We start from the raw sequence: 20,012 nt of genomic DNA on the forward strand, positions 1-20,012 counted from the left end.
ACACGGGCAAGCGTGGAGGACCCTGTCTGTTGTGCCGGGCTTGGGCAATACTGGTCCCATGAGTGATCCAGCCAACACTCCCGCCGCCCCGTCCCCGCACCCCTCCGACGCCGCCCCCGACTGGAAGCCGATCCTCGCCGCACTGGGCAACGAGGCTGCCCGCACGGTCTTCGCCCGGGCAGCCCTCGGCACCCTCGACCCCGTGGCCCGCGGGGACCTGACCACCAAGGAGCAGAAGTCCGTGGCGGGCTGGCTGAAGCTCGGCATCCTGACGGAGGATGACATCGGCTCCGTCACTGTGGACGGCAACGCCCTGCGGGCACCCCTCATCGTGCCCGCCAGTGGCGGTCGGCGGGAGGCGAGGGCCGGCATCGGGAGATTCCTGGTGGACGGACGCGGGCCGCGGATCGATACGATGCCCGCCTCGCCGGCCGAGCGCACCGAGGTGCTGCGGTGGGTCCGCGACCATGCCCTCGGGGCGGACGAGGTCCTCACGGAGGCGCAACTGAACCAGCGATTGCATGTGTTCCACTCGGACGTGGCGATGCTGCGCCGTTACCTGGTGGATGCGTCCCTGCTGGAGCGGACCGCGACGGGCACCGAATACGCGATCCCGGCGGATTCCCGGATCCCCTAGCCGCGGCGGGCGAGGGCCTCACGGATCGTGCGGGTCACCGAGAGGGCTGTCATGCCGGAGGTCTTGGGGTTCTCCGGGCTGGGCGCCGATTCGAAGCCCAGCTCGATCCGACCGGCAGGGCCGGTGGCCAGGATCTCGTGGCGGCTGCGCACGGCGGCCGCGTCAGCGACCAACTCCACCTGGACTCGCTCCAGGGACCGCCGCAACAGGTCCGCGTCCTCCGGCAGATCAGCGCCGCCAACTCCGACGTCGGCCCCCGGCCGCCCGCGCGTGGCCCACGCGAGCCCGACGGCGACGTTGACGTTGGCGGGGAACTGTTCGATGGCCTCGGTGGGACCTCCGGCGAAGACCGACCAGGGGCCGTCCTCCGGGCGGAGTTCGTGCAGCCGCTCCACTTCTGCTGGGGCCATCCAGGGCCGGACCAGGGAGGTGGGCAGCTTGGTGGTGCGGATGCGGACCGAGTCCAGGCCGCCGGCGTCGGCCGCCGCGGAGAGGGCGTCGAAGCCGCCGATGGCCCCGTTCGTGACCCAGAGCCGCCCGGGGCCGGCCAACAGCGTCCGGGCCAGGTTCGGATCGGCGAGGGCTCCGACGCTGGTCAGGACGAGGTCGATTCCTGCGGCGATGACCTCGGGGCCGTGCTCACCGGCTGCGTCGACGCCGGCACACTCCACCACCAGATCGGCCTCGGCCAACGCCTCGGGCCAGGTGGGGCAGCCGGTGTCCTGACCGGTGGTGACCAGCTCGACTCCCGGGACGGTCCGGTGACCGTGGGTGGCCACGTTGCGCTCGGCCGCGCGCAGTTGGAGCCGTCCGGCGTCCCGCTCCGGTGCCAGCAGGGTGGCGACGTGGCGGCCGATGGCGCCAAAGCCCAACAGGAGGACGCGGGCGGGTGAGGATCGAACGGTCGGGGACATGTGGAGTCCTTCGCGGGTGGGGTCTGAGATCAGAGGGGAAGATCTGGGCCGGCATGAGGGCCGTCCGGAGTTCCCAGTCCACACCATCGCCTCGAATGTTCAGACCATGTTGCGTCCCGCCGGTCCGGTGGTCAGGCGACCGCCCGCCGGATCGTCGGCTGCGCGGTCACACCATGTGGCGTGCCGCCTGCTGCACGGCGGCGGTGAGGCGGTCCAGCGCCTCGGTTCCCGCGGACCAGCGCTGCCAGTGCAGGGTCACGCGTGACTGACCCAGTTCGGGGATGGCCACCAGGTCTGGATGGGTGCCCTCCAGGACTCCCTCGGGCAACTGGCCTGCCGGGACCATGCCCCAGCCCAGTCCCGCTGCCACGGCCGCGTTGAACCCGCCGACGGTGGGGACCTGGTGGAGCGGGGGCCCGGCGCCGTCCGTTCCCACGCCGAACGTGCCCAGTCCGCCTGCTCCGGCATCGGACGGCCGGCCGGACTGGCTGGCGCGCCACGCGGCCAACCGGCTGCGTTGCAGGCTGTCCCGGGTACCGAACTCCTGCATGGGAACAGACCCGAAATCCACGGACCCGTCCTCGCGGCGGTACCGGTCCAGCAGGGTGGACGCCGCCACCGCGTGGTAGTCCATGACGCCCAGTTCCATGGAGAGGCAGCCCGAGACCGGAGCCGGGTCCTCGGTGATGGCCGCGATGACTGTGCCAGAGCGCAGCAGCTCGTGCGTGTGCTCCTGGTCCTCGAGGTGTAGTTGCAGCACCGCGTCATCCCAGGTGGCCGCCTGCCGCAGCACCTCCACGAACCAGGTCGCCATCGAGTCGGCGTTGACCGCCACGGACAGTACCGTGCGCCCGCCGGTGCCCTGGCCGAGGGAGCGCCTCGTCTCGTCCTCCAGCACCGCGACCTGCCGGGCGAGACGTAGCATCCGGTCCCCGGCGGACGTGGTGCCCACCGGAACGGTACGCGTGAGAAGGACCTGGCCGGCGTCCTTCTCGAGTGCTTTGATGCGCTGGGAGAAAGCGGAACCGGAGATACGCAGGGACGCGGCGGCAGCGTCGAACGTCCCCTCGTCCACGGCGGCGGCCAGAGCCCGGAGGTGGTCGGTGTTCATGAAGCAAAGCTTAATACCCTGAAGGATATGTAGGTGGAGCGGATAACTCGCCCCGTCCTACCGTGGCTTCGTGACGATCTTCCTTACCGGTCTGCTGACCTGCCTCGCCCTCATTGTGGCCATCGGTGCCCAGAGCCTGTTCATCATGCGCCAGGCCATTCGGCGCGACCACCTGTTCCTGGCGCTCGCGGTCTGCCTCCTCGGGGACTTCCTGCTGATCGGCGCGGGCACGGTAGGCATCGGCGTGATCACCGAGAGGGCGCCGTGGTTGCTCGAGGTGCTCAAGTGGGGCGGGGTCGCCTATCTGCTCTGGTTCGCCTACACCTCCTTCCGCTCGGCCTTCGGCAACCGGCGCCGCATGGCCGTGGAGCCCGACGACGGCACGCGCTCGGGTGCCGAGGCTCCAGAGGAACGGGGTGAGCCGGCGCTGGTGGGCGCCGGAGCCGGCGTCGGGACCTTTTCCGCGGCCGGCCAGGAGGCCCGAGACCCACAGGTCACGGGCCCGTCCACGGAAACGATGGCGGTGGTCTCGGCCCCATCGAAGCCATCCGTGACGTTACACCGTGATTCGCGTCCGTGGCGGGCTCTGACGCCCGCGCTCGCCGTGGTACTGACCGCCCTGTCCGTATCCCTGCTGAATCCGCACGCCATCCTGGACACCGTGGTCATGCTCGGCACCATCGCCAACTCCTACGGGGCGGAGAAGTGGGTGTTCGCCGGTGGCGCGTTGACCGGCTCGGCCCTCTGGTTCCTGGTCCTGGGCCTCGGAGTCCGGGCACTGGCACCCCTGCTGGACACGCCACGGACGTGGAAGATCGTGGACATCGTGGTCGGCTCGATCATGGTCTTCATTGCAGGGTCACTGGCACTGGGCTGATGGTGATCCATGGTGCTCATGCCCCGAAGCGGTGCGGGAATGGCCGCGGGCTGTGCGGCGTTGCCCTGGTGGTTGACCCATCAGCAGCACCCACGAGAATGACCAGGAGCGGGACATGAGAATCGGAATCATCGGCGCCACCGGCATGGCCGGCCAGGAGATCTACCGTGAGGCGGTGCGCCGCGGCGAGGACGCTGTCGCCATCGTTCGAGACGCCGCCAAGGCGAGGGAGGTGCTGGGGGCGGACACCGCGGTGGTGGAGCAGGACGCCTTCGCCTTGACGGCTCAGGATCTGGCCGGCTTCGAGGCCGTCGTCGATGCCTTCGGCACCACACCAGACCGGGCCCGGACCCACAACGAGCTGGTGCGGCAACTGGTGGAGGCCGCCCTGGCCATGGAAGAGTCCGCGCCGCGTCTCGTGTTCATCCTCGGTGCCGGATCCCTCACCGATCCGGAGACCGGTGCTCTGGCGATCGAGGGTATCCGGCAGGCTCCGGGCGCAGAGGCCTGGATCAGCATCCCCGAGGCGGCGTTGGAGCAACTGGAGTACCTGCGGACCGTGGACACCGCTGATTGGGTGGGCATCTCCCCGCAGATGATCTTCTCCCCGGGCAAGGCCACCACGCCGCAGCTCGGCACCGACTTCCTGCTGACTGCCGCCGACGGCGCTCTCACACCACGGCCGGCACCATGGCAGTGGCGATCCTGGACGAGTTGCAGAAACCGTCCCACCACCAGACCCGCTTCACCGTCTCGGACGCCTGAACCGGACTACCGGCGCTGGGACGGTTCGTGTCCTCGGGCGTCGAAGTCGTAGGCCCCAGAGCCCGCGAAGCGCTCGGCGGGCACCGGCCGGCCGGCCAGGGCGAGAATCAGGTCCAGGGCAGTGCCCTTGACCTCGGGTCCGGTGCCGACCCAGTGGTTCACATCCGTGGCCACGAGCGTCAGCCCTCGGGCGCGGGCCTTGGACGGGACCGTGAAGTTGGAGGACTCGAAGAAGTCGAGCAGGGTCACCAGGACCTCGTCCGAATAGGCGCGGCGCAGCCCCAGGGGCACCCGGATGTCCTCACCGTGGATCACCACCTCGCCGAGCCACGCCGGCAGCGTCCCGGTGGGGGAGACGGTCGAGTCGATGGTCTGACGGAACTGCGCCAGCGTTTCTCCGGGGGTGGTGCCGAGCCGTTCCTCCAGCCGGCGCTGGTTGTGCAGGTCGGGTTTGAAGCCAGCGCCGGCGATGCTCCGGATCCAGGCCCAGAAGCCGGTCGAGGCGCCCGCGGTCAGGTGCGCCACGACCTCCTCCACTGTCCACGCCGTAGACAGGGACTGCCGATGCCACTGCTCGTCGTCGAGTCCGGCCAGGTCGTCCGCGAGGGCCGCTCGCTCGGTGTGGATGAGGTCCCAGATGGCGTTCACGTTCCCACCCTAGGCCACTACACTCGGCCCATGGTTCTGCCCCCGAAGCCGGAGTCCCGTCCGACGCCCACTCTGTCCTCCCGCCCGTTCTCGCAGGTCAACGTGTTCTCGGCCCAGCCCGTGGCGGGTAACCCCGTTGCAGTGGTGCACAGGGCGGACGGGATGGATGAGGCGGAGATGGCGGCGTTCGCCCGCTGGACCAACCTGTCCGAGACCACGTTCCTGCTGGCGCCCACCGATCCCGCTGCCGACTACCGTCTGCGAATCTTCACGCCCGGTGGCGAGCTGCCCTTCGCCGGCCATCCGACCCTCGGCTCGGCGCACGCCTGGCTGGCCGCCGGCGGTCGTCCGGCCTCGGCCGGAACGGTGATCCAGGAGTGCGCCGCCGGATTGATCACGCTCCGGCGGGACAATGCCGGCCGCCTCGCCTTCGCCGCTCCGCCCCTGGTGCGCTCCGGTCCAGTCGACAGCGCCGCGGTGGAGCTCGCCCTGGCAGAAGTCGGCCTGGAGCCGGCAGACCTGGTGGATGCGGCCTGGGTGGACAACGGCCCCGGCTGGATGGGCCTGTTGCTCCGTGATGCCGAAGCGGTTCTGCGTGCCCGCGTGGACGGCGTGATCACGGCGGATATCGGACTCGTCGGACCGTCCTCGGCCGGCCCGGCCGACGTCGAGGTCAGGGCGTTCGTCCCGGGCGCCGACGGCCCCGAGGACCCGGTCACCGGGAGCCTGAACGCCGGCCTGGCCCAGTGGCTCATGGGCACGGGCCGGATGCCCGGGAACTACATCGCCTCACAGGGGACCGCCCTCGGCCGTTACGGCCGGGTGCACCTGGACCGGGACCCGCAGGATCCGGGCACCGTCTGGGTGGGCGGCGAGTGCGTCACCGTGGTCGAGGGCACCGTCCACCTGCCGGCCGGGTAGCCGCTCCCATCGCTACCACCCGGTACAACACGCCCTCCGGTGGCGCGTACGGCCAATCCGGCGGAGTCGCGAGAAGATGAATCAATGGAGAACAGAGCCCCGGACGGAGTCAGCGCCCCTCAGCCGATCGAGGTCGCCGCAGTGGTGCTGTACCGTCCGGACGGCAGGGTGCTGACGGTGCGCAAGGCCGGCACCACCATGTTCATGTTCCCGGGTGGCAAGCACCAGGACGACGAGACCCCGTTGGACACGGCGATCCGCGAGTTGGCGGAGGAGACGGGCCTGGCCGTGCCCCCAGAGGACCTCGAGCACATCGGTGCCTGGAACACCCCGGCCGCCAACGAGAACGGTCACCAGCTCCACTCGGAGGTCTTCGTCCTCCTGCGTCCGCTGGCCCGCAATGAGGTCCCAGAGGCCAATGCCGAGATCGAGGAACTGGTCTGGATGGACCCGGCAGCCCCGGTTGCCCCGGCCGGGCACGGCATCGCGCCGCTGCTGCGGGCCGTCTTCCCGGAGCTGGCGCGGCGCCGCCCGTTCTGAGCCGATTCTGACCGGTTCAGAGCCCCCCGCGCCAATCAGGCTCCTGCTGTCCCCGTGTCGGCTGGGCCGTGCTGGCCGTGCTCACGCAGGAACCGCTTCTGCATCCTCGCATCCACCAGGAGCAGGACGGCGACCACCGCAAAGCCGGCCAGGAACAGCAGCGCCACCAGGCCTGCGCCCTCGCCGGGGGCGTGCAATGCCCGGCTCTCGTCCTGCCAGGGCCACAGGGTGCGCAGACCGCCGACCATGACACCGCTCAACACGGCCAGGGTGACCGTGTGGCGGTGGTCCAAGAGCCACTTCAGCAGCTTCACCACCAAGACCATGCCCAGCACCATGCCGAGCGCGAAGACGCCCAGATAGGCGAGATCGAGCTCGTCCACGGCGCGCAGGGTCGGCTCATAGAGTCCGAAGGTCAGCAGCAGGAATGAGCCGGAGAGTCCCGGCAGCACGAGGGCGGACACCGCCACCATGGCGGCCGGGACCAGCACGAACGGGTTGGCCTCCACGGACGCCGGCGGCAGGGAGACGAGCAGGAACGTGGCCACGGCGGCCCCGAGGCCCGCGACAACGTGGATTGCGCGCAACCGGACTCCAGCGGGATCGCGGCCGGACGCCACGGCCTTGAACCGTTCCGTGGTCAGCCCCTGGAGCATCATCCGCACCGGCACGGCCACGGACGCCAGGACCATGCCGAAGAACAGGGCACGCATCTGCACCGGGTGGTTCTCCATGGCATCCGCCATGGGGCCGGCCACCGTGAACACGGCGATCAGCATGCCGAGGGCCACCGGAAGGACGACCTTCCAGTGCACCAGAGCCAGATGCTCCCGCATCCCGGCGGCGCGGTCCGGGCCGGTGATGAGCCGGCGGATCGCGGAGATCACGTGCGCCGCGGAGTCGATGATCTGGTGGTAGATGCCCACCACCAGCGCGACAGTGCCGCCGGAGACACCAGGAACGGTCTCCACGGTTCCGATCAGTGCTCCGCGGACGAGGTTGCCCAGCAACGACGTCGGTCGCTCGGCCGGAATGGAGGGTCCGGCTGCCGGGGTGGTCACGGATCCCGCGGCTGACGTGGATGCTTCAGAGGATTCCGATGCGGAGGTGCGTGCGGTTGCAGGCACGGGATCGGACGCGGGGGTGTGTTCGGAACTGGACATGAGGTGGTGGGACTCCGTGGGTCGCTGCGGGTCGCGGACGGCGGTATGGGCGAAGTCCTGAGTGTACCGATCCTGGTACTGGTCGGATTCTCCAACAGGTGGGACCATGTCACCCATGACTGACGCGCCGCCGCCCTCGCCCACAGATGCGCCATCCGCGCCGCCCACCGGCGCGGAGGCTGACGGTGGGAGCAAGGCCGTCCTGCACTGGTACCTGAAAAGCGCCCGCCGTAACCTGCGCTGGAAGCTCGAGGGGCTCACGGAGCGTCAGCTCCGCACCCCCATGACCCCCACCGGCACAAACCTCCTGGGAGTCCTCAAGCACGTCTGCTCGGTGGAGGTCGAGTACTTCACCGACTGCTTCGGCCTGCCCTCCGGGATCGAGATGCCATGGTTCGATGATGACTGCGAGCCCAACGCGGACATGTATGCCACCGCCGAGGAATCGGTGGAGTGGGTCTTCGCGCTCGCGGACCGCTGCGCCGCAGCGTCTGACGCGGCGATTGACCGGCTGGACCTGGCCGCCGTCGGGACCGTGCCGTGGTGGACGAACGGAACGGTGACGCTCGGCCGGCTGCTGGTGCACATGGTGGCCGAGTACCAGCGGCACCTGGGGCACGTGGACATCCTGCGGGAACTGCTCGACGGTGCCGCGGGACTGGCCCCTGGCAACTCCAACCTCCCCGGCGAGGTTGACGGTGCTCCGGAGGTCTGGTGGGCCGGTTACCACGAGCGGCTGCGGCAGATCGCGGCGGACGCGCCGGACACGCTGCCGAAAACGCCCACCACGTGAGTTCGCTACCCGGCCGGTAGCTCTGAGATCTGGAACGTGGCCCCGGCCGGATCGGCCACAGTGGCCAGGCGTCCGAAAGGCGTGTCCATCGGGCCGTCCAGCACACTTCCACCCTGCGCGCGGACCACGTCTGCGGCGGCATCGGTGTTCTCGACGATGAAGTACGGGCGCCAGTAGGAGTCGGTGCCCTCGGGGAACCAGTCGCGGGGGGCATCGCACAGCCCGGCCGTTGCGGTCTCCCCCGGGTGGTTGTTGGCGTAGCGTCCACCCTCACCACCCTCCTCGGCCTCCCCCGGCTGCTCGCTCGGAACGGCGCCGGCATCCGCACCGGCCTCTTCGCCATTCTCCCCGAGTAGCGTCGGCTCCCATCCCCAGACCGTCCGGTAGTACTCGGCATCGGCGTCATAGTCGAAGCTCATGACCTCGAACCAGGCCGGGGCGCCGACGGCGCCGTCCAGGACGAAACCCTCGAAGCCGTCCGCCTGCCAGATGCCCATGCCCTCTCCGCCAGGGGTGATCACCACGCCCATCGAACCGAGTCCGGGCATCGGCATGGCGGGGACGATCACGCTGCCGCCGGCCGCGGCGGTGTCCGTCAGGGATTTCTCGATGTCGTCGCTCTTGAGGTAGACGGTCCACGCGGCGGGCTGGTCGGCGTCTGACTCCATCTGGGACATGGCCCCGCCCACGGGCGCACCGTTGCGGGTGATCATGTGGTAGTTGGCGAAGTCAGGGCCCATGTCCTCGAACTCCCAGCCGAACAGGGACTGATAGAAGCCCTGGACGTCGCCGAGGTCTGGGACGCCGAGGTCCACCCAGACGGGGGAACCGGCGGTGATGGCGGTCGACTCGGGATAGCGGGGGGTACCGGAGGTGGGGACGGCGTTCTCGGTCATGGCGGTCTCCTGGTGTGGCGCAGGGTGGTGGGGTCGATTGAATGCGGCTGGGTGGTGCGGCCGGCTGGTCGGGCGCGATGCGGACGGTTCAGGCGAGGGAGCGGTAGTGGGGCATCATCGACGGGAGCGCGCTGAGCATCGGGAACTGCCAGGGGGCCGCGACCTTCAGGCTGAGTTCCACGGTGGCTGAGGCTGTGAGGGGCTGGGGATGGACGCCGACGGCGGGTCGAGGGTTGGCCAGGTGCTCCACCGGTTCGGCGGTGGCCGGCACGGCCGTGGCCAGCAGCCACGGTGCGGAGGAGACCAGGGGCAACCGGAACGAGCCTTCGCCGAGGCGGAGGACTCCGGTCACCGGCAGCCCGGCCGGGGACGGAGCCGGGTAGAAGCCGATCCAGACCAAGGACTCCAGTCCCGGGCCGCCGCGTAGGTGAGGCGGCAGGCGGACGGTGCCGTGGACAGTCCCGAGCTGACCGGTGGTGGGATTCGGCATCCCTGCGGTCAGGTCGGCCTCCGTGATACCGGGCGGGAGCACGGCGAACGGGGAAAGCGTGGTGGTGGTGAGGGTGTCCGCGAGGCGGCGCAACTCCGAAGGGGCCACGCCGACCGCGTCACGGAAACGACGGGTGAAGGTACCGGGGGAGGAGAATCCCACCTCGTGGCAGATGTCCACCACCGAATGGTCCTCGGTCAGGAGTAGTTCCTTGGCCCGGTGGAACCGGACTCCGGCGAGGAAGCGGTTGGGGGTGACATGCAACCGCTCGGCGAACATCCGGGTGAAGTGGAACTGGCTGTAGCCAGCGGCATCGGCCATGTCCGCTACGGTGATGGGCTCGGTGGCATGGTCAGCTATGAACCGGGCAGCCCGCTGCGCGGCGGCCTCGTGCTCTCCACGCTGGTCTTTCACGGACCTAGTGTGGTGGCGGGCCACAGTTGATGTCATCATGTCACGTGCTCCAAATCCGGCCTGACCCGAGTGGCCGTTCAGCCGGAGGGCATCTCCGAGGACATCCAGAGGATCTCCCACTGGTGGCCGTCCGGGTCCGTGAAGGTGCGCCCGTACATCAGACCGGCATCCACCATCTCCTGCGCGGGGTTCGGATCACTGGGCGGAACCTCGGTGGCCCCGGCGGCCAGGGCTGCCTCCACGAAGGGGTCCACGTTCTCCTGGGCCACCGCGTCCAGGGCGATGATCGCGCTGTTGGCGGCCTGGGTGTCCGCCACCGGCTTGCCGTTGAGGAAGGTGGCGTAGAAGTCCCGGGTCAGCAGCATCACGGTGACATGGGGGCTGAAGGAGAGCGCGAGTGCGTTCTCATCGGAGTAGTCCTCTGAGATGCGCACTCCCACCGCGGTCCAGAACGACCTCGCGACCGCTACGTCCTGGATGGGCAGGTTGACGTAGATGTTCGAGCCGATTCCCGTGCTGGTCTGGTTCATGGAATCGACCCTAGGACCGTGTGGTCCCAGGGCCGACTCCAATCCTGCGCAGCCAGCCCTGGTCAGGCCAGGGCGAGTCCCTGCACCGGGGCCAACTTGGCCGCCCGCTGCGAGGGGGCCACCGAGGCGAGCAGCCCGGCCAGCACGGACACCCCCACGATCACGGCCAACTCCCACCAGGGAACCACCGGCCAGACGATCGACTGACCGATCCCGGCCGCCATCGGCCCGAAGACCGTGTGGGCGCCCAGGCCGCCGTAGACGGTGCCCAAGGCGCAGCCGATCAGTGCGGCCACTCCCGAGATCAGCACGGCCTCCAGGGCCAGCATGCCGCGGAGTCCGCGCCGGGTCAGGCCAAGGGCCCGCATCAGCGAGTTCTCCCGTGAGCGTTCGATGGCAGACAGGGACAGGGTGTTGGCCACACCGATCAGAGCGATCAGCACCGAGACGGCGAGCAGGGCCGTGACCACCATGAGCATGCCGTCGATCACCACGGAGAACATCAGTCGCATGCTGAGATCCCCGGAGATCTTGTCCTGGGACACCCCGGCCGCCTGCGCGATGCCGGTGTTCAGTTCCTGCAGGCCGTCCATGGTGACGGTGTCCGAGGCATTGAGCCAGAGCTGCGGTGCCGTGGCGGCCACGGCGGCAGCAGCAGCATTGCCCGCCCCTGCGCCGTCCTCGGATCCTTGCCCGGCACTGCCGTCGGCGTCCTCCGCCAGTCCGATCGACCTGGCATCCTCGAGGGTGATCACAGGCCGCACGGTGGATGAGGCACTCTGGATGACCTCGAGCTCGAGGGAACCGCTGGTGCCGGTGACGGTCACGGTGTCCGATTCGACGGTGTTGGGCATCAGGATGGTCCCGGATTCGCCGAGCCGATCGGCGCCCGTGCCCTGCGGCAGGCCGGAGACGACGGACCGCAGTTCCGTGGGGTCGGCGGCGTAGACGGGAATACCGCCCTCGGAGCCGTCGCCCGAGGCCACGAAGTCGGGTGCTGCAAGCTCGGTCACACCGGCCGGTAGGAGCAGGGCCGCGGCGTCGATACCATCCACCTGTGCCACGTCGTCCCGGGCCGTCTGGGCCTCTGCGGCGTTCAGGCCTGCGACGCCGGCCGCGTCGGATCCGGAGGCAGCGGAACCGTCACCGGACTGTGCGGCGGCGTCCAGTGCGGATTCATTGCCGTTGCCGGGCATGAGTTCCACCTGCAGGTCCACGGGGAACTCCGCGGCGAAGATCGTGTCCATCTGCTGCTGGGCGGTGCGCCCGCCCGTGAGCATCATGGCCACCAGGGTGGTGCCGATCAGCAGGGCCGCGGCCGTGGAGGCGGTCCGGCCTGGATTGCGGGTCGCGTTGAGGCGGGCCATCCGGCCGGGCACTCCGGCCGGGCGGGCCGCCAGCCCGGCGACGGAGACGACCGCTGGCACGAACAGCACGGCGAGCATGAGCACGCCCACGAAGGACAGGGCTCCTCCGGCCACGGCGATCGCCAGGTTGGCCTCTACAGCGCCCCAGACCAGTCCGGCCACGCCAGCCGCCAGGAACAGGGTGCCGAAGACCAGACGCAGCGTACCGGCCCGGTTGCCGACGGCGGCGTCCTCGCGGGGGCGCATGGCTTCCAGCGGGGAGACGCGCGTGGCCGCCAGGGCGGCGGACATCGAGGCGATGATCGTCATGACCATGCCCACGGCCACACAGGCGATCAGATCGCGGGGGTTGGCCTCGAAGGTCAGGAAGCCGAAGCCCTCGTTGGTGGAGCCCCAGAGGACGAGGGCGGCCACGATGCCGCTGGCCAGGGCCGAACCGATGATCGCGCCGAGGATGCCGATGACGCCGGCCTCGACCAGCACGGAGCCGCGCACCTGCCGGCGGGAGGCGCCCAGGGCCCGCTGCAGGGCCAGGTCGCGGGACCGCTGGGCCACGAGCACAGAGAAGGTGTTGGAGATGACCAGCGCGGTGACGAGCAGGGCGATCACGGCGAAGGCGCCGAGCACCCAGACGAAGACGTTGGAACCGGCCATCTGGGCGACCTGCTCCTGGGCCTGCACGTCCGGGGTGGCAACGGTGACGGCCATCCCCTCGGCCTCGGCGAACTCCTGCAGGGCGACCTGGACGGTGGCCAGATCGGCCCCGTCCTCCAGGCTGACCAGGATGTACTCGGCGTAGTCCTGACCGAGGATCTCCTCCACATCGAACGCCTCCTCGCCGTCGGCACCGGCGTCCGAGGTCATCGCCTGGACGGAGTCGAGCTTCAGTGCCTCGGCCAGGGCGTCATCCATCTTCAGCTGGATCGCGCCGATCGCAGCAGGATTTTGGGAGACCTCGGTCAGCCCGGACACGGTGACCTTGCGGCCGGCCGCGTCGGCGGACATGCCGGACATCAAGAAGGTGGATGAGCCGACGTCGAGCCCGAAGTTCTCAGCGGTGCGCTCATCCACGGTGACCTCCGTGGTGGAGCCGGTGGCAGGGTACTCGCCGGCCGTGAGACCTTCGGCCACCAGAGAGGTGTCCTCGGGGACGGTGGAGGCCATGGCGAAGTCGGAGTCGGGGCTCCAGGTCCCCCCACCCTCCGCGTCGGAGGGTCGCTGGACCCCCACCGAGTTGGTCACGTGCGCGTAGGCGTCCTTCACGCCGTCGATGTCCTGCAGGGGGCCGGGCTCGGAGGAGGTGCCGGCCACCTCGGCCATGGAGGTCATGGCACCGTACCGGTCGGCGGAACCGGAGGACGGGCCGACCACCAGGTCGGCCTGTGAATAGGTGGCCCCGATGGAGTTGCGCAGGCTGGCCGTGGAAGACGAGCCCACGAGCAGGGCGGAGGCCAGGAAGGTCACGCCGATGGTGATGGCCAGCAGCACTGAGATGTAGCGGCGCGGCTGGTCCCTCAGTTGGGACAGGGCGAGCTTTAGCATGGCTCAGGCCACCCCCAGCTTCGCCAGGGAGGCCAGCACGTTGTCCGGGGTGGGGTCGGTGATCTCGCCGGCGAGCTGTCCGTCGGCGAGCAGGACCACGCGGTCGGCGTAGGCGGCGGCGGCCGGATCGTGGGTGACCATGATGATGGTCTGCCCCATCTCCCGGGAGGAGCGCCGCAACAGGGAGAGCACCTCGGCGCCGGTGGCGGAGTCCAGGTTGCCGGTCGGCTCGTCGCCGAACACCACGTCCGGGCGGGTCAGCAGGGCCCGGGCCACGGCCACGCGCTGCTGCTGTCCGCCGGAGAGTTGGTGGGGCTTGTGCTTGAGCCGATCCGTCAGCCCGAGGACCCCCACGACGTCGGCCATCCAGGCCCGGTCCACCGGCTTGCCGGCCAGGTCCAGGGGCAGCACGATGTTCTGCTCGGCCGTCAGGGTGGGGACCAGGTTGAAAGCCTGGAAGACGAAGCCGATGCGGTCGCGGCGCAGGCGGGTCAGCTCGGTGTCGTTCAGACCGGTGATCTCCTGGCTGCCGAGGACGATGGAGCCGGAGTTCGCAGTGTCCAGGCCGGCGAGGCAGTGCATGAGAGTGGACTTGCCGGAGCCGGAGGGGCCCATGATGGCGGTGAAGCGTCCCTCGGCGAAGTCCACGTCCACGCCGGCGAGGGCGTGGACCACGGCCTCGCCTTTGCCGTAGGTCTTCACGAGGCCGCGGGCCGAGATGGCGGTCGAGGGCGTGCCGGGGGAAGAGGGAGTGGTGGAGGCGATGACGTCCGTACTGGTATCCATGACACCCACTCAACCGGTTTCACCGCCGCAATGAATCCACCGACGGGCCCGTTCCGTGGCCGATCAGGGTCATCCTCAGGGATGACTCGGGGTCCTCCCGGACTCAGGGGTAGCATTCGACGGTGCGGGGGCCGAGACCGGAGCCCGTGAACAGGGATGTCCAGCAGAAAGTGGAGGCCGTCAGTGGATGTGGTCATGGCGGCTCTGCCGATCGTGCTGACCCTTGGACTACTCCCGACGAAACTACCCTCCTGGGTGGCGCCCGGTGCCGGCTTGAGCGCCGCCTTGGTGATCGCCGTAGCCTGGTTCTCCACGCCGTGGGCTGACCTGGGGGAGGCCTTCGGCGGTGGCGCCGGGACGGTCGTGGAGGTGCTGGCCATCATCGGCGGTGGCATCCTGCTGTCCCGGGTCATGGACCGCACCGGCGGCCAGCAGCGGATCGCGATCTGGCTCTCCGCCGGCGGCGGACCCACCGTATCCACGGCGCTGCTGATGGTGACGGGCGTGGTCCCGTTCCTGGAGTCGGTGACGGGCTTCGGAGTGTCCGTGATCATCGGATTGCCGCTGCTGCTCGCGTTGGGCTTCACGCCCCTGCGGGCCGCGTTGCTCTCCCTGCTCGGCCTGACCGTGGCCCCGTGGGGCTCCATGGCGCCGGGCACCCTGCTCGGCGCCGAGATCGCCGGTGTCCCGCTGATGGACCTGGGCCTGACCTCCGGAGCATTCAATATCGTGGCCTTCGTGGGCGGGGGCACCCTGGCCGCCATCGTGGCGGGCCGCGGCTCCCACGAGGCGGGGGCCCACCCGGGTGAGCTGACGTGGAAGGCCTACGCCGTCTGGGCCGGCACCGGATTCACCGCCGGGCTCGTCCAGGGTTCGGTCATCGTGGTGGCCAACCTGATGCTCGGCACGGCGGTGGCCGGCGCCGTCGGCTCCCTCGTCATGGCGGGACTGTGGGCCGTGATCATCAGCCGGGGCAAACTCCAGCCCACTCCCTGGCGGTATCTGGCCCCGTACCTGATCCTGCTCCTCGGGACGATCGCCGGACAGGTCATCGAGCGGACCCTCCTGCCCAATGGCATCGGGGCCGTGTTGGGCTCCCCCGCCCTGTGGTCCATCAGCGGTGCCGTCGCGGGCGTGTGGATCCTGGGCATGGAACGGCACCACCGCTGGCTGCTGCCGCGCGAGACCGGGCGGATGTGGCTGGGCACGGCCATCCCGACCGGGCTCTATCTGCTGCTGGGCTACGCCATCTCCGGTGGTGGGCTGGCGGGCAGCCTGGCCGCCGCGTTGACCTCCCTCGGGGGTGGATTCCTGTTCCTGGTGCCGTGGATCGGCGGACTCGGCGGATACATCACTGCCTCCAACACGGGGGCGAACTCCATGTTCGGCGGCACCCAGACCGCCGCCGCGCACGCCCTCGGGGTGGATCCGCTCTGGGTCATGGGCGGGCAGAACGCCGCTGCCGGCCTCGGCTGCCTGACGAGCCCCGCCCGGATCGAGCTGGCCTACCGGTTGGCCCAACCCCACGTTCGCGAGGACACTCCCGGGCGGACGCTCAGCCGGGGCGCCCTGCTGCGGATCACCATGCCGTTCTTCCTGTCCTGCTTGGTGATCTGGGGCTTCGCCTGCCTGCTGCTCCTGCCCGCCGCTGGATGATCCCGGCTACGGCGTGACCAGACCCGCCCGGTAGGCCGTCACCACGGCCTGGACGCGGTCACGCGCACCGAGCTTGGCGAGCACCCGGCCCACGTGCGTCTTCACGGTCGCCTCGGACAGGAAGAGTCCTGCGGCGATCTCCTGGTTGGAGTCACCGCGCGCCATCAACCCGAGCACCTCGCGCTCACGCGGCGTCAGCGAGTCCACGGCGGCTGTCTCCGACTGGCGCCGATCGTCGGCGGCCTGATCACGGCGCAGGGTCGGTGCCATGTGGTCCAGGAGGCGGCGCGTGGTGGAGGGGGCGATGACCGCATCGCCACGGTGCACGGTGCGGATCGCCGCAAGCAGCTCCTCCGGGGGCGCATCCTTCAGCAGGAAGCCGGACGCCCCCGCTTCGATCGCCTCCAGCGCGTATTCGTCCAGGTCGAAAGTGGTCAGCACCACGATGCGCGGGCCCACCGGTTCCCCGGCCGCGGCACCGCCGAGAGAACTCGGGTGGGTGGCGCGGCCGCTCCCCAGGCCGGCGGAAGAGGCGCGACCGCCCGAGGTCCCGCGACTGGCAGCGGCCGGCGCGGCGCCGGCGTCGTGCGCCTGGGGCAGCAGGGCACGCGTCGCCGAGATGCCGTCCATCTGTGGCATCCGGATGTCCATCAGCACCACGTCGGCACTGCGGACGGCCGGGGAGGCCACGGCGTCCCGGCCATTCGATGCCTCGGCCACGACCTCGAGGTCCGGCTGGGAGTTGATGAGCATGGCCAGGCCGGAGCGGACGAGCTGCTGATCGTCCACCAGGGCCACGCGAATGGCTGCAACTTGCTGGGTCTCGGTCACGTGTCCATCATCTCCTGTCCGGCTCGTCGGGCTGTCCACATCCGGAGGACTTGTCACATGGTGGAACCGGTGAGGCGAAGTCCTGTGGATCTGGACGGGTGTGCACAGACGCCATCTCAGACCTCCTGGTACGGGACGGCGGCGCGGACGGAGAAGCCGCCGCCCTGCCGGGGTCCGGTCTGGACGGTGCCACCGAACAGGGCGATGCGTTCGCGCAGTCCGAGGAGGCCTTGCTGGGAGCCCTTGGTGGACTCTGAGGCGGCGGCTCCGCGCCCGTTGTCCGTGACCTCGATCTCGAGGCCGGTGCTGGTCCAGCTCAGCAGCACCGTGGCCCGGGCGTTCGGGCCTCCGTGGCGGACCGTATTGGTCAGGGACTCCTGAACGGCCCGGTAGGCCGCCAGTTCGCCGCCCGTCGGCAGGGCCCGGCGGGCGCTGCCCTCCACCTCGAAGTCCACGTCCAGGCCGGTCAGGCGGATGGTGTCGATCAGGTCCTCGAGGTCCACCAGCCCGGGCTGCGGGTGGAACTCGGTGGCCTCCGGTCCGCGCAGCACACCCAGCAAGCGGCGCATCTCCCCGAGGGCCTTGCGGCCGGTCTCTGAGATGGTGCCCAGGGTGGCGACGGCGACCTGCGGGTCGTGCGCGCCGGCGTACCGGCCGCCGTCCGCCTGGGTGATGACGACCTGCAGCGAGTGGGCGACGATGTCATGCATCTCCCGCGCGATGTGGTTCCGCTCGTCCGCGGCCGCCAGCTCGCGTTCCTGGGCCGCCTCCACCTCGAGCTGCCGGGCCCGGTCCCGCAATTGCTCCATGGCCAGGCGGCGGGTGCGGGCGAGGTCACCGAAGGCCCACGCCGCCAGCACGATCGCCGCGGCTCCCACGGCGAAGGACACGGCGATCACGGCCTGTTGGGTGGGATCGCCATACATCGACGAGTCGTTGGAGATCAGATCCGCACCCGGATCCAGGAAGGACGGCGGGGCGTAGGCGATCTTCACCCCGTTGAGCACGGCCCCGGCCAGCGCTGTGCTGATGCCGGCGAACGAAGCCCACCGGGGCCCGTTCGCGGCGAGGTTGTGCACCATCATTGGCACGATCACGATCGACGGCAGCAGGTCCGGGCCGATCAGTAGCTGCACGAGGCAGAAGAACACCGTGGTGCCGGCCGCCAGCACGGGTCTCCAGCGGCGGATGGCCCACGGGGCGAGTTGGCCGACGGAGGTGGCGAACGCAAACAGCACCCATGGCAGCGCCGAGGCCTCCGGGTTCCCCACCGGGGCGGCGGCGCCGATGGAGATCAGGGAGAAGAAGGACACCAACACACAAGCCACCAACACATCCGTGAGGACGGGATGGTCTCGGAAAAAGGTGTCGATCCGGCGCAGGGGATTCACGGAGTGAGGTCTCCCAGGATCTCCGCGGCCGGAGCCACACGCGTCTGGGCGGCCCCGACGCCGGCCCACAGGCTCACGGCGTCCGCATCACCGGCCGCGGTGGCCGCCGCCCGCAGGGGCTGGGTCAGGAGGTTGACCTCCGGATAGGCGCCGGGGGCATCGGCGTGGTCGCGCATGAACCGGTTCTCCAGGCCCCGCGCCCAGCGCCCGGAGAACGCCCGCGTCAGCGCGGTGCGGGCGGAGCCGTTGTCGTGGGTGAAGCGGGTACCGTCGGCGGCCTGCTCCAGGGTCGCGCGTTGCAGGGCGGAGGTGCCGGCTTCCTCTGCCCGCAGGAACGCGGTGCCGCACTGGGCGGCGGCGGCCCCGGCGGCCAGCACGGCACGCACCCCGTCGGCGTCCATGATCCCGCCGGCGGCGAACAGGGGGACCTCGGGCCCGACGCCGGCCCGTACCTCGGCGAGTAGCTCGGCCAAGGCGGTGGTGCCCGGCGCGGCCTGGGGATCGTGGACGGAGCGGTGACCGCCGGATTCAGGCCCCTGGACGCTGAGCACATCGGCGCCGTGGGCCAGGGCGGCGGTGGCCTCTTCGACGGTGGTCACGGTGACCCCGAGGACGCAGCCGGCGGCGTGCAGGCGGTCGAAGACCTGAGAGGCGGGCAGGCCGAAGGTGAATGTGACCAGGGGCCAGGCGCCGGCCGCGGCTGCCTCGAGCTTGGCGTCCCAGCCGTCCATCCCGTCCGGGTCCAGGGGGGTGGCCTGTGAATGGTCGCCGGTCCCGGGCAGGTTCACACCGAGTGCTGCTGCCTCGGTGAGTAGCGCGGAACGGTACGCGGCCACCTCGGCCGCGCGTCGGCGTCGCGCCTCGGAGCCGGGTGTCTTGCGGGAGGTGGGGATGGCGGTGTTGGCCGGCTCGGGGACGAAGAGATTGATTCCGATGGTCCGGTCCGTGGCCTGGCGGGCCGCCTCGACGTCCGCGACGAGCTGGTCCACCGGACGCATGCCGCCGGCCAGGAAGCCCAGGCCGCCGGCAGCCGAGACCGCTGCGGCGAGCTGCCAGGTGGAGGGTCCGCCGGCCATCGGCGCGGCGATCACGGGCGCCGCTGGAGGGGTGAACCGCGGGGTGGTGTGAGTGGACGTAGATCCGCTGAGTGGGCCGCCGGGTGAATCAGTGCTCATGGGTGGATTCTGGCACGGAGCGCGAGTGCCCGCGTGATGCCGGCCGTGGCGAGCCCCGAGACCAGCATCGCGGCCAGGACGAGCTCCTGGCCGGCCTCCGTGAACTGGGTCAGGAAGGCACCCACGGCGATCATGGCGATCAGCATGCCCAACAGGGCCGGGCCGCGACCGGTGGACTCGGGGTGGGTGGGGAGGGTCTCGGCCGCCGGGTCGGTGATGTCCGCGGCGTAGCTGGAGGCCGAGATGACGTGGTGCACGGGCTCGGAGTCGGCCATTCCGTCCGAGGCCGGGATCGTGATGACACGGAGGTCCTCGGCGGGGGTTGCGGTGGTGTTGGAGGCAGCGAAGGTGGCGTCAGTGTGGGTGGCGGTGGAGGGGGCGGCGGACGAGGCGTTGGCATTGGCGGCGGCGGAGGTGGGGGTGAGGGTCGGCGTGCTCATGTCCTCCAGAGTGCCCGCCGGGGCCGGTGCCGCAGAAGACACTGGAGGGTGAACCTGGGGCCCGCGGTGTACAACCAGGGGATGATCCCGCCCGGAACCGGCCCCTACCGTTTTGCGGGCAGGAA

20 protein-coding genes are annotated in these 20,012 nt (G+C 70.3%); 7 read left to right on the forward strand and 13 right to left on the reverse strand.

Translation table 11 applies throughout. The annotated features are described in order from the left end of the window. Positions 1-58: 58 nt before the first annotated feature. Entirely contained in the window at positions 59-637 is a 579-nt protein-coding gene (locus tag ABD134_RS09545; protein WP_344228937.1) for a DUF2087 domain-containing protein, read from the forward strand. Here the strand turns inward: ABD134_RS09545 and ABD134_RS09550 are convergent. Both ABD134_RS09550 and ABD134_RS09555 read right to left on the reverse strand, forming a co-directional pair. Then, positions 634-1,551, reverse strand: coding sequence for an aspartate dehydrogenase domain-containing protein (locus tag ABD134_RS09550; protein ID WP_344228939.1), 918 nt, complete (start codon positions 1,549-1,551; stop codon positions 634-636). The two genes, ABD134_RS09545 and ABD134_RS09550, sit on opposite strands and share 4 nt — an antisense overlap. 166 nt (positions 1,552-1,717) lie before the next feature. Next, positions 1,718-2,662, reverse strand: a complete 945-nt coding sequence (locus ABD134_RS09555; protein WP_344228941.1) for an ArgP/LysG family DNA-binding transcriptional regulator — start codon at positions 2,660-2,662, stop codon at positions 1,718-1,720. Between the two features lie 70 nt (positions 2,663-2,732). Here ABD134_RS09555 and ABD134_RS09560 point away from each other — a divergent pair, with 70 nt between their 5' ends. Together ABD134_RS09560 and ABD134_RS09565 are read left to right on the forward strand one after the other, a co-directional pair. After that, entirely contained in the window at positions 2,733-3,539 is an 807-nt protein-coding gene (locus tag ABD134_RS09560) for a LysE/ArgO family amino acid transporter (protein WP_344228943.1), read from the forward strand. Between the two features lie 115 nt (positions 3,540-3,654). Continuing rightward, positions 3,655-4,356: an NAD(P)H-binding protein gene (locus tag ABD134_RS09565; RefSeq protein WP_344228945.1), complete on the forward strand. Its 702-nt coding sequence runs from the start codon at positions 3,655-3,657 to the stop codon at positions 4,354-4,356. On the opposite strand, the gene ABD134_RS09570 is transcribed toward ABD134_RS09565, so the two are convergent. Continuing rightward, a complete protein-coding gene (locus ABD134_RS09570; protein WP_344228946.1) occupies positions 4,311-4,952 on the reverse strand; it encodes a maleylpyruvate isomerase family mycothiol-dependent enzyme in 642 nt (213 codons plus the stop codon). The genes ABD134_RS09565 and ABD134_RS09570 overlap by 46 nt on opposite strands. Before the next feature lie 30 nt (positions 4,953-4,982). Here ABD134_RS09570 and ABD134_RS09575 point away from each other — a divergent pair, with 30 nt between their 5' ends. Both ABD134_RS09575 and ABD134_RS09580 read left to right on the forward strand, forming a co-directional pair. Next, the gene (locus ABD134_RS09575) at positions 4,983-5,873 is read left to right on the forward strand and encodes a PhzF family phenazine biosynthesis protein (RefSeq protein WP_344228947.1); all 891 of its coding nucleotides are present in this window, start codon (positions 4,983-4,985) and stop codon (positions 5,871-5,873) included. An 84-nt stretch (positions 5,874-5,957) separates the two neighbouring features. Further along, positions 5,958-6,413 (forward strand): NUDIX hydrolase, encoded by a 456-nt coding sequence (locus ABD134_RS09580; protein ID WP_344228949.1) that lies wholly within the window; start codon positions 5,958-5,960, stop codon positions 6,411-6,413. Positions 6,414-6,448: 35 nt separating this feature from the next. On the opposite strand, the gene ABD134_RS09585 is transcribed toward ABD134_RS09580, so the two are convergent. Further along, the gene (locus ABD134_RS09585) at positions 6,449-7,474 is read right to left on the reverse strand and encodes a DUF368 domain-containing protein (protein ID WP_344228951.1); all 1,026 of its coding nucleotides are present in this window, start codon (positions 7,472-7,474) and stop codon (positions 6,449-6,451) included. 217 nt (positions 7,475-7,691) lie between these two features. On the opposite strand from ABD134_RS09585, the gene ABD134_RS09590 reads away from it, so the two are divergent. Further along, positions 7,692-8,369 carry a DinB family protein gene (locus ABD134_RS09590; RefSeq protein WP_344228953.1) on the forward strand — a complete coding sequence of 226 codons (678 nt, stop codon included), beginning with the start codon at positions 7,692-7,694 and terminating at the stop codon, positions 8,367-8,369. Positions 8,370-8,374: 5 nt separating this feature from the next. On the opposite strand, the gene ABD134_RS09595 is transcribed toward ABD134_RS09590, so the two are convergent. The 5 genes from ABD134_RS09595 to ABD134_RS09615 all read right to left on the reverse strand — a co-directional run bounded on the left by ABD134_RS09595 (position 8,375) and on the right by ABD134_RS09615 (position 14,394). Beyond that, a complete protein-coding gene (locus tag ABD134_RS09595) occupies positions 8,375-9,265 on the reverse strand; it encodes a VOC family protein (RefSeq protein ID WP_344228955.1) in 891 nt (296 codons plus the stop codon). Between the two features lie 88 nt (positions 9,266-9,353). After that, entirely contained in the window at positions 9,354-10,169 is an 816-nt protein-coding gene (locus ABD134_RS09600; RefSeq protein ID WP_344228957.1) for a helix-turn-helix transcriptional regulator, read from the reverse strand. 77 nt (positions 10,170-10,246) lie between these two features. After that, complete coding sequence (locus ABD134_RS09605) at positions 10,247-10,699, reverse strand: VOC family protein (protein ID WP_344228959.1); 453 nt, start codon at positions 10,697-10,699, stop codon at positions 10,247-10,249. A gap of 62 nt (positions 10,700-10,761) precedes the next feature. Then, positions 10,762-13,608, reverse strand: a complete 2,847-nt coding sequence (locus ABD134_RS09610) for an FtsX-like permease family protein (RefSeq protein WP_344228961.1) — start codon at positions 13,606-13,608, stop codon at positions 10,762-10,764. Between the two features lie 3 nt (positions 13,609-13,611). After that, positions 13,612-14,394 (reverse strand): ABC transporter ATP-binding protein, encoded by a 783-nt coding sequence (locus ABD134_RS09615; RefSeq protein WP_344228963.1) that lies wholly within the window; start codon positions 14,392-14,394, stop codon positions 13,612-13,614. A gap of 195 nt (positions 14,395-14,589) precedes the next feature. Here ABD134_RS09615 and ABD134_RS09620 point away from each other — a divergent pair, with 195 nt between their 5' ends. Continuing rightward, positions 14,590-16,050, forward strand: a complete 1,461-nt coding sequence (locus ABD134_RS09620; protein ID WP_344228965.1) for an L-lactate permease — start codon at positions 14,590-14,592, stop codon at positions 16,048-16,050. A 6-nt stretch (positions 16,051-16,056) separates the two neighbouring features. Here ABD134_RS09620 and ABD134_RS09625 read toward each other — a convergent pair whose 3' ends face one another. From ABD134_RS09625 to ABD134_RS09640, 4 genes are all read right to left on the reverse strand, one after another. After that, the gene (locus ABD134_RS09625) at positions 16,057-16,803 is read right to left on the reverse strand and encodes a LuxR C-terminal-related transcriptional regulator (RefSeq protein ID WP_378108314.1); all 747 of its coding nucleotides are present in this window, start codon (positions 16,801-16,803) and stop codon (positions 16,057-16,059) included. A 194-nt stretch (positions 16,804-16,997) separates the two neighbouring features. Further along, positions 16,998-18,272: a sensor histidine kinase gene (locus ABD134_RS09630; protein WP_344228967.1), complete on the reverse strand. Its 1,275-nt coding sequence runs from the start codon at positions 18,270-18,272 to the stop codon at positions 16,998-17,000. Next, on the reverse strand, positions 18,269-19,447 hold the full coding sequence (locus ABD134_RS09635; RefSeq protein ID WP_344228969.1) for a nitronate monooxygenase: 1,179 nt from the start codon (positions 19,445-19,447) through the stop codon (positions 18,269-18,271). The genes ABD134_RS09630 and ABD134_RS09635 overlap by 4 nt, the downstream gene beginning before the upstream one ends. Then, a complete protein-coding gene (locus tag ABD134_RS09640) occupies positions 19,444-19,887 on the reverse strand; it encodes a hypothetical protein (RefSeq protein WP_344228971.1) in 444 nt (147 codons plus the stop codon). Before ABD134_RS09640 ends, ABD134_RS09635 begins: the two co-directional genes overlap by 4 nt. Between the last annotated feature and the right edge of the window lie 125 nt (positions 19,888-20,012).

Origin of the sequence: Citricoccus alkalitolerans, from assembly GCF_039528175.1 — a bacterium.
GTDB classification, from domain to species: domain Bacteria; phylum Actinomycetota; class Actinomycetes; order Actinomycetales; family Micrococcaceae; genus Citricoccus; species Citricoccus alkalitolerans.